The organism is Hydrogenophaga sp. (assembly GCF_965657535.1).
Classification (GTDB): domain Bacteria; phylum Pseudomonadota; class Gammaproteobacteria; order Burkholderiales; family Burkholderiaceae_C; genus Hydrogenophaga.
The window spans coordinates 506,867-514,088 of sequence record NZ_CBFHOP010000002.1 but is presented as its reverse complement, the minus strand read 5'-3'; the positions used below and the strand labels follow the sequence as shown (position 1 = coordinate 514,088).

The following is a 7,222-nucleotide window of genomic DNA, read 5'->3' as shown; positions in this document are numbered from 1 at the left end:
AGTCGTTCAAGACCAGGACGTTGATAGGCTGGGTGTGGAAGCGCAGTAATGCGTTAAGCTAACCAGTACTAATTGCTCGTGAGGCTTGACCCTATAACTTTGATCTAATCCATCAACAGTTGAATGTCATCCGACTACAATACACATTGGTATTGAGTCATGTTATGCCCTCGTGAAAACTCAACACCGTTGAGACACGACGTTGGCAGCAATCAAAAAGACAGCTGATTCGAAGCTCTATGAATTCGTCGCCGCAGCACCCTCGTGCTGCAGCGGCAACCCTTTATGCCTGACGACCATAGCAAGTTGGTACCACTCCTTCCCATCCCGAACAGGACAGTGAAACGACTTTGCGCCGATGATAGTGCGGATTCCCGTGTGAAAGTAGGTCATCGTCAGGCTCTTACCAGCCCCCCAAACCCCCTCGTACCCCATGGTGCCTGGGGGTTTGGGCTTTCTGAAACGGCAGATTCAACGAGCAACGTGATCGTGCTCACATGGGAATTTACGGTCCCACCACACGCCTAGCAGTTTCTGATCAATGTGCCTTCTTGGGTTAATGCTTTCCCTTGTTCCAGCTCGTTGATGAGTGTCTGCATCCAAGTGGTCCCAACTTCCCTGTCAGCACCATCGAAAGGCATTGCTGTGCGTAGATAGGCACTGCGGAAGCTCCATTCCAATAGCTCTTCTCTTTCGATCGACTGCCATTCCAACAGTTTGTATTTGATCAGTACTTTTAAGGCGTGTCTGTGGTGTTTGGTGGGGTTTTTAACAAAGTATTCAAGCTTGTTTCGAGCGCGCTGAATGGCGTCCTGCACGTCCCAAAATATGCTGCCATGTCCCGGTATCACGAGCAGCGGGTTCAGCTGTTCTATCAAGTCCAACGTTTCTGAAACTTCCTCAAAAGCGGAAATGCCTTCCAGCTCTGGAAAGACCACGCCGAAGCCATTTCCCCAAAGGGCATCAGCCGAAATGAGAATGCGTTGTTCTGGCTGAAAAAGCACGATGGCGTGCGGATCGTGTCCCTTGGCACCATGGATTTCCCAGTCCAGTGAGCCAAGGCGGATGCTTTTTCCCGGCGTTAATAGGCCCTCGTGATTGAACTGGGGGCAATGTTGTCCTGTCGGTTCGTAGGTGAGAGCGACTGGATCCCAATGGGCTACGCTGCTTGCCTGACCTGGGGGAATCCATGTCTTGGCGTTGGGATATCGATGCTGCAGAGCCGCATTCCCGCCGCAATGGTCACTGTGGAGGTGGGTGTTGAGTAGGAGGTCCAAAGCCCGCTCACCTAAGGCGCTGCCTACAAGCCCCAATGTCTGCTCGGCGTGAGTCCAATAGCCCGTATCCACCAGTGTGATGGGGCCGTTGCCCTGGATGAGTATGTTATTGGCTGAAAGCCAGCCACGCTCGAACACCGTAACCCCCGCAAGGGCGAGGCGATCCGAGTTGAAAGCGGTGGAATGGTTCAAGAAGGCACCTGTTTTGAGGAAGATCAGACAGCTCTGAACGGCTTACTAGGCGCCGCGTAGAGCGCGTCGCAGGATTTTCCCGACGTTGGTCTTGGGCAGCTCGTCGCGGAATTCAATGAATTTGGGGCGCTTGTACCCCGTCAGGTTGTTATGACAATATCGCGCCACGTCTTCTTCCCGTAGAGTCGGATTCGAGCGCACCACGAAGACCTTGACGGCCTCTCCCTGGGTGTCATCGGCAATGCCGATGGCCGCGCATTCTAGGACGCCTGGGCACATGGAGATCACGTTCTCCAGCTCGTTCGGGAACACATTGAAACCTGAGACCAGGATCATGTCTTTCTTGCGATCAACGATTCGAGTGAATCCATCGGCATCCATTACGCCAATATCGCCGGTGCGCATATAGCCGTCTGGGGTGAATGCCAGGGCGTTTTCGGCAGACTGGTTGTAGTAACCGGTCATGACGTTGGGGCCCCGAATACAAATTTCACCCGCCGTGCCCAAGGCCACATCCCGTCCTTCGTCGTCTTTGATAGCAATGTCGATGCCTGGCAACGGAAGCCCAATGGTACCGCTGAAGTCCCGGTTGTTGACCGGGTTGTTGGTACCAATGGCGCAGGTCTCGCTCATGCCCCAACCTTCGATCATGGCGCTGCCGGTTACTGCGAGCCACTGGCGCGCCGTACCTTCGGAGGCCGCCATGCCGCCAGCTTGCGACAGCGCCAGGGAAGAAAAGTCGAGTTGGCGAAACTGAGGGTTCTGCAAGAGTGCGTTGAACAATGTGTTTACAGCCGGAAGGATGTGGAATGGTCGCTTTTTGAGGGTCTCGACCAGTTTGGGAATGTCTCTGGGGTTGGGGATCAGTGTCATATGGGCGCCCCACCGCATGTTCAGCAGGCTGAGCGTCAGCGCGAAGATGTGATACAGCGGCAGTGCCGCGATCGCGTTGGTCTTGCGCAGGTCGCCCAGGCGCTGCAAGGCTGGGTTGAACCAGGCTTCGGCCTGCAAAATGGCTGCGATGACGTTGCGGTGCGTCAGCACCGCGCCTTTGGACAGTCCGGTGGTGCCCCCGGTGTATTGCAAAAACGCGGTGGCATCCAGGTTGGCCTGGCTGGGTTTGAGTGCACGCTCAGCGCCTTGGTGGAGTGCATGCTGAAAGCTCAGAATGGTGCGGGGTCCGCGGGGGCCGATCAACGCCAGCTTGAATGTGGGCACCATTCTGGCCAGATGCCGCACGGCAAAACTGATCCAGCGGCCGTACCAAAAACCCAGCAAGTCACCAAGGCTGGCGACAACGACGTGTTGGATCGCGGTGTGATCAATGATTTCTTCGAGCGTGCCCGCGAAATTCTCAAGGATGACGATGGCTTCTGCGCCGGAGTCTTTCAGCTGGTGCTCCAACTCGCGGGCGGTGTACAGCGGGTTGACATTAACCACGGTGTACCCGGCGCGCAGGATCGCAGCCATGGTGACCAGAAACTGAGGAACGTTGGGCAGCATGATGGCCACCCGGGCACCGGCCGACAAGCCCTTGGACTGCAGCCAGGCACCCAGAGCGGCGCTGTGCGCGTCGAGCTCGCTATAGGACATCCAGTGCTCCATGCAAACCGACACGGGCTGCGCTGCATTCTTTTTGAACGATTCTTCCAACAACGCCGCTAGCGATCGGTACTGTTCGGGCTCCACCGTGTGCGCAACGCCGGGTGGGTAATGGTCAAGCCAGGGACGGTTCATAGGACAAGGGCAGGTACGTTGATGACATCTGCATTCTGGCGTGTCATTGCCGCGGGTGGCACAGGGCCGGCCCTAACAGCATGTCACCGAAAGCACAGGAGCCTCCTTTGCTGGGCCCGATTTCCAGTTCAGGTGCGCATGAGCTCCGCTTGGAGCAGTTGGGCTGCGTTTGCCGCATCGGCCTCGAACAGGGTGTCTATCCAGCGTCTTTCCCGTTGTTCAATGGCCGACAAAAAGCGGCTTGCGTCGCTCATGGTGGCAAAGGCATCAAAGCCCCGCTCCAGGAATTGCTGCAAGGCATACAAGCCCGCGGCTTGGGCCGGGCGGCGCATCATTTTCAGCGCTATGCGCAATGTGACCATGCGGGTCAGGCGCTGCAGCTCAGCGCCCATGTGCAGCACAACAGCGAGCTGGCGGTGGCGGTCTGCGTGCCGTCCTGTGAGGCGCCAAGATTGAGCGTAACGCAGGGCAGCGGGTGTTGCAGGGTCTTGGTCCAGCCAGTGGGTTGCCAGCTGGTGGTCCAGCGTTTCGGTGAGCGCATGCGTCTCGGCCAGGTCCACCGCCAACTGGGCCACCGCTTCGGGGAACAAGCGCTCGATGGCGCTAGCGATGCGTCCGAACTGGTTGTCACGCTCACGGAAATCGTGCTCGCCGTACAGCTCTTCCAGAAAGAAGCGCGTGGCCGGTGCATGCTGGGCGTCGGCCAAAAAGTCGGTGTAGGTCGCTCGAAAGCGCTGAGCCTGCAGCTGTTTGACTTGGTGCACAGCCTGAACCAGCCCGGCTGCACTGGCCTGCTCGCGCAAACTCGAAACACGCGACAAATGGGCACCAATGCGATGGGCAGCCTGGCTTGCTGGGGTCATGTTCCGGGCAGTTTAGCCCGGTACGACCGGTGTCGTCGTAGGCTGCCGCCTCTAGGAGCCTGCGCGACAGCATCATGTGTGTGACACAAACCGTGGGATAGTGCGCAAATGCGCATGTCACACACCCTCCAGAACTCGAGATTGGCCCGTTTGCAGCAATGGGCTGTGGGCATGGTGCTGGTGGTCGCGCTGGCTTGGGGCGTGCTCGTGTGGCCGCATTCACCCCGGGCTTCGGTGGCTGGCTTTGGGTTGCTGTTGGGTGGTTATGCACTGGTCCTCGCGCTCGAACTGCTCGCTGTGGCCTGGGTGCACCAGAGTGACCCGGCTCCCCGCCCGCGCTGGCACGAGTTGGTGGGCGCGTGGTGGCAAGAGGTGCGCATGGCTCCGCGTGTGTTTGCGTGGCGCCAGCCCTTTCGGTGGCGCCACTGGCCCGACACGGATGCCACGGCGGACCCGATAGGGGTCTGTTCATCAGGTGCGGTGGTGTTTGTGCACGGCTTTGTGTGCAACCGGGGTTTTTGGCACCCGTGGATGCGCGAGCTTCGCCGTCTTGGGGTGCCGTATGTGTCCGTCAACTTGGAGCCGGTGTTTGGCAGTATCGACGCCTATGTGCCCCAGATCGAGTCGGCCGTGCGGCGGGCCGAAGTCGTGGGCGGGGGGCCACCACAGCTGGTATGCCACAGCATGGGGGGTCTGGCGGCGCGCGCCTGGCTTGCGGCCCATGCAGCAAACCCCGCCCGCATCGCGCAGGTGCTGACCATCGGCACGCCACACCACGGAACCTGGCTAGGGCAGTTCAGCCACCTGCCCAACGGCCGCCAGATGCGCTTGCACAACCCCTGGCTGCTGGCGCTGGCAGCAGCCGAGGCAAAGCAAGCGCCTGAAGCCACCTACCGGCAGTTCATTTGCTGGTATTCCAACACCGACAACATCGTGTTTCCCGCCTCCACCGCCACCTTGAGCGGCGCCGACAACCGACTGGTTACGGGTGCCGCGCATGTGGCCATGGCGTTTCACCCCAGGGTAATGCGCGAGTCGCTCGCAGTGCTGGCGTCGGGTGCCAACTCGCCTTGCGAAGCCACGGCCTCGTAGAGCGGCGCGAAGTCGGGCGCCGTCAGATCAAACAGCTGGTCAAAGCTGTCGATCACGAAATAGGTGGCCTGGTAGTCGTCGATTTTGTAGCGTGTGCGCATGCAGCGAAGCAAGTCCAGCGCCAAGCGCTGGGGCTTCGCGCTGGTGACGCTGTGGCGCAGCTCGCCGCTGGAGCTCAAGATGCCTGCGCCGTAAGCCCGCAGGCCGTCGGGTTGCTGAATCAGGCCAAACTCAATCGTGTACCAATACAGGCGCGACAGCAACTCGCCCGCGTCGAGGTCGTGCGCCTTCAGTCCCCCAGCGCCGTAGCGCTGCACGTAGTCGGCAAACACCGGGTTGAACAGCAACGGCACGTGGCCAAACAGGTCGTGGAACACGTCGGGCTCTACGATGTAGTCGAACTCTTCGGGCTGCCGTATCCAGTCGGTGACGGGAAAGCGGCGGTCGGCCAGCAGCTGGAAAAACGGCCGCTCCGGAATCAGCCCGGGCACCGCCACCAGCTCCCAGCCGGTGGCCGGCTTCAGGCGAGCGTTGATGTCTTCAAAGCGCGGAATCTGGTCGCTCGCGCCCAGCGAGGGCAGGGCCTCAATGAACGCATCGCAGGCCAGACCCGGCAGCAGCGCCGACTGGCGTTTATACAGTCGGCGGTAGGTGTCGTGGTCGGCTGCGGTGTAGGCCGCCCAGTTTTGTGCGCAGGTGTAGTCGTCGCTGGCGCGCGCGTAATCGCCTCGCGGGGGGCGGGCGCTTGCGCCGTACACAACAGGTTCAACAGCCATCTCAGTCTCCAGGTATTCAAGCGGAGTGCCAAACAAGACCTTCAAAAAGGGTGCAGGGCAAAGCGCGGCTGTGCAGACAGTGGCAGCGCCACGGCCAACAGCCGCAACGCGGCCATGCGCCTCTCCTTGAAGGTCAACCCTTCAGCACGCCGCGGCGCATCTGGTCCAGCTCAATGCTCTCAAACAGCGCCTTGAAGTTGCCCTCACCAAACCCTTGGTTGCCTTTGCGCTGGATGAATTCAAAAAAGATGGGGCCCAGCTGGTTTTCGCTGAAGATCTGCAGCAGCAGTTCACCCGGCACCCCGTCCACCAAAATGTTGCGTTGCTGCAGGGCGGCCACATTTTCGCCATGCCCCGGAATGCGTTTGTCCAGCAACTCGTAATAGGTTTCCCCGGTGTTGAGCAGCTTCACGCCGCTCAGCTCCAGCGCGTCCACTGTGGCGTACAGGTCGTCCGAGCCCATGGCGATGTGCTGGATGCCCTCGCCGTGGTAGCGGTCCAGGTACTCCTGGATCTGGCCCGACTTCTCGTTGCCTTCCTCGTTGATCGGAATGCGGATCTTGCCGCAGGGGCTGGTCATGGCTTTGCTTTTCACGCCCGTGGCCTGGCCTTCAATGTCGAAGTAGCGCACTTCGCGGAAGTTGAACAGGCGCTCATAAAAACCGGCCCATTCCTCCATGCGGCCGCGGTGCACGTTGTGCGTCAGGTGGTCGATGTAGGTCAGGCCATGGCCCACCGGGTTCAGTTCGGCGCCAGGCAACGGCTCAAAGTCCACGTCAAAAAAACCAATGTTGCCGATGTCGCCGGCTTGCGCGCCGTTTTTGCCGCGCCAGCGGTCGATGAAATAGATGATCGAGTCGCCAATGCCCTTGATGGCTGGAATATTCAGCTCGCCAGGGCCGGCGGTGTGGGCGTAGCCCCAGGCGCCCAGCGAAATGGCGCGCTCGTACGCGGCCTTGGCGTCTTGCACCCGGAATGCAATGGCGCACACGCTGGGGCCGTGCAGGCGGGCAAAGCGCTGCGCAAAGCTGTCGGGCTCGGCGTTGATGATGAAGTTGATGCCGCCCTGGCGGTACAGCGTCACCGCCTTGTGGCGGTGTTTGGCAATCGGCTTGAAGCCCATGCGTTCAAACAGCGCCCCCATGGCCACGGGGTCGGGCGCGGCGTATTCGATGAACTCGAAGCCGTCTGTGCCCATGGGGTTGGCCCATTCGGTGGTGGTTTCGGGCAGGTTGGCGGCTTGGGGCAAGGCTGCGTTCATGGGTGTCTCCTTTATGAATCAATG

The 7,222-nt window shown here is 60.0% G+C and carries 6 protein-coding genes and 2 rRNA genes; 3 read left to right on the top strand and 5 right to left on the bottom strand.

Translation table 11 applies throughout. From position 1 onward, the window contains the following. Window positions 1-93 (top strand): 23S ribosomal RNA (locus ACTG4K_RS05215); the annotation flags it as partial. 195 nt (window positions 94-288) lie between these two features. Further along, a 5S ribosomal RNA gene (rrf, locus tag ACTG4K_RS05210) occupies window positions 289-401 on the top strand. A 123-nt stretch (window positions 402-524) separates the two neighbouring features. Here the strand turns inward: rrf and ACTG4K_RS05205 are convergent. The 3 genes from ACTG4K_RS05205 to ACTG4K_RS05195 form a co-directional block, all read right to left on the bottom strand. Further along, window positions 525-1,469, bottom strand: a complete 945-nt coding sequence (locus ACTG4K_RS05205; RefSeq protein WP_439113125.1) for an MBL fold metallo-hydrolase — start codon at window positions 1,467-1,469, stop codon at window positions 525-527. A gap of 45 nt (window positions 1,470-1,514) precedes the next feature. Then, complete coding sequence (locus ACTG4K_RS05200) at window positions 1,515-3,206, bottom strand: AMP-binding protein (RefSeq protein WP_439113124.1); 1,692 nt, start codon at window positions 3,204-3,206, stop codon at window positions 1,515-1,517. Between the two features lie 128 nt (window positions 3,207-3,334). Then, entirely contained in the window at window positions 3,335-4,069 is a 735-nt protein-coding gene (locus tag ACTG4K_RS05195) for an FFLEELY motif protein (protein WP_439113123.1), read from the bottom strand. 114 nt (window positions 4,070-4,183) lie between these two features. On the opposite strand from ACTG4K_RS05195, the gene ACTG4K_RS05190 reads away from it, so the two are divergent. After that, entirely contained in the window at window positions 4,184-5,161 is a 978-nt protein-coding gene (locus ACTG4K_RS05190; RefSeq protein WP_439113122.1) for an esterase/lipase family protein, read from the top strand. On the opposite strand, the gene phhA is transcribed toward ACTG4K_RS05190, so the two are convergent. Both phhA and hppD read right to left on the bottom strand, forming a co-directional pair. Next, on the bottom strand, window positions 5,083-5,937 hold the full coding sequence (phhA, locus tag ACTG4K_RS05185; protein WP_439113121.1) for a phenylalanine 4-monooxygenase: 855 nt from the start codon (window positions 5,935-5,937) through the stop codon (window positions 5,083-5,085). The two genes, ACTG4K_RS05190 and phhA, sit on opposite strands and share 79 nt — an antisense overlap. A gap of 133 nt (window positions 5,938-6,070) precedes the next feature. After that, entirely contained in the window at window positions 6,071-7,198 is a 1,128-nt protein-coding gene (gene hppD, locus ACTG4K_RS05180; RefSeq protein ID WP_439113120.1) for a 4-hydroxyphenylpyruvate dioxygenase, read from the bottom strand. Window positions 7,199-7,222 lie beyond the last annotated feature (24 nt).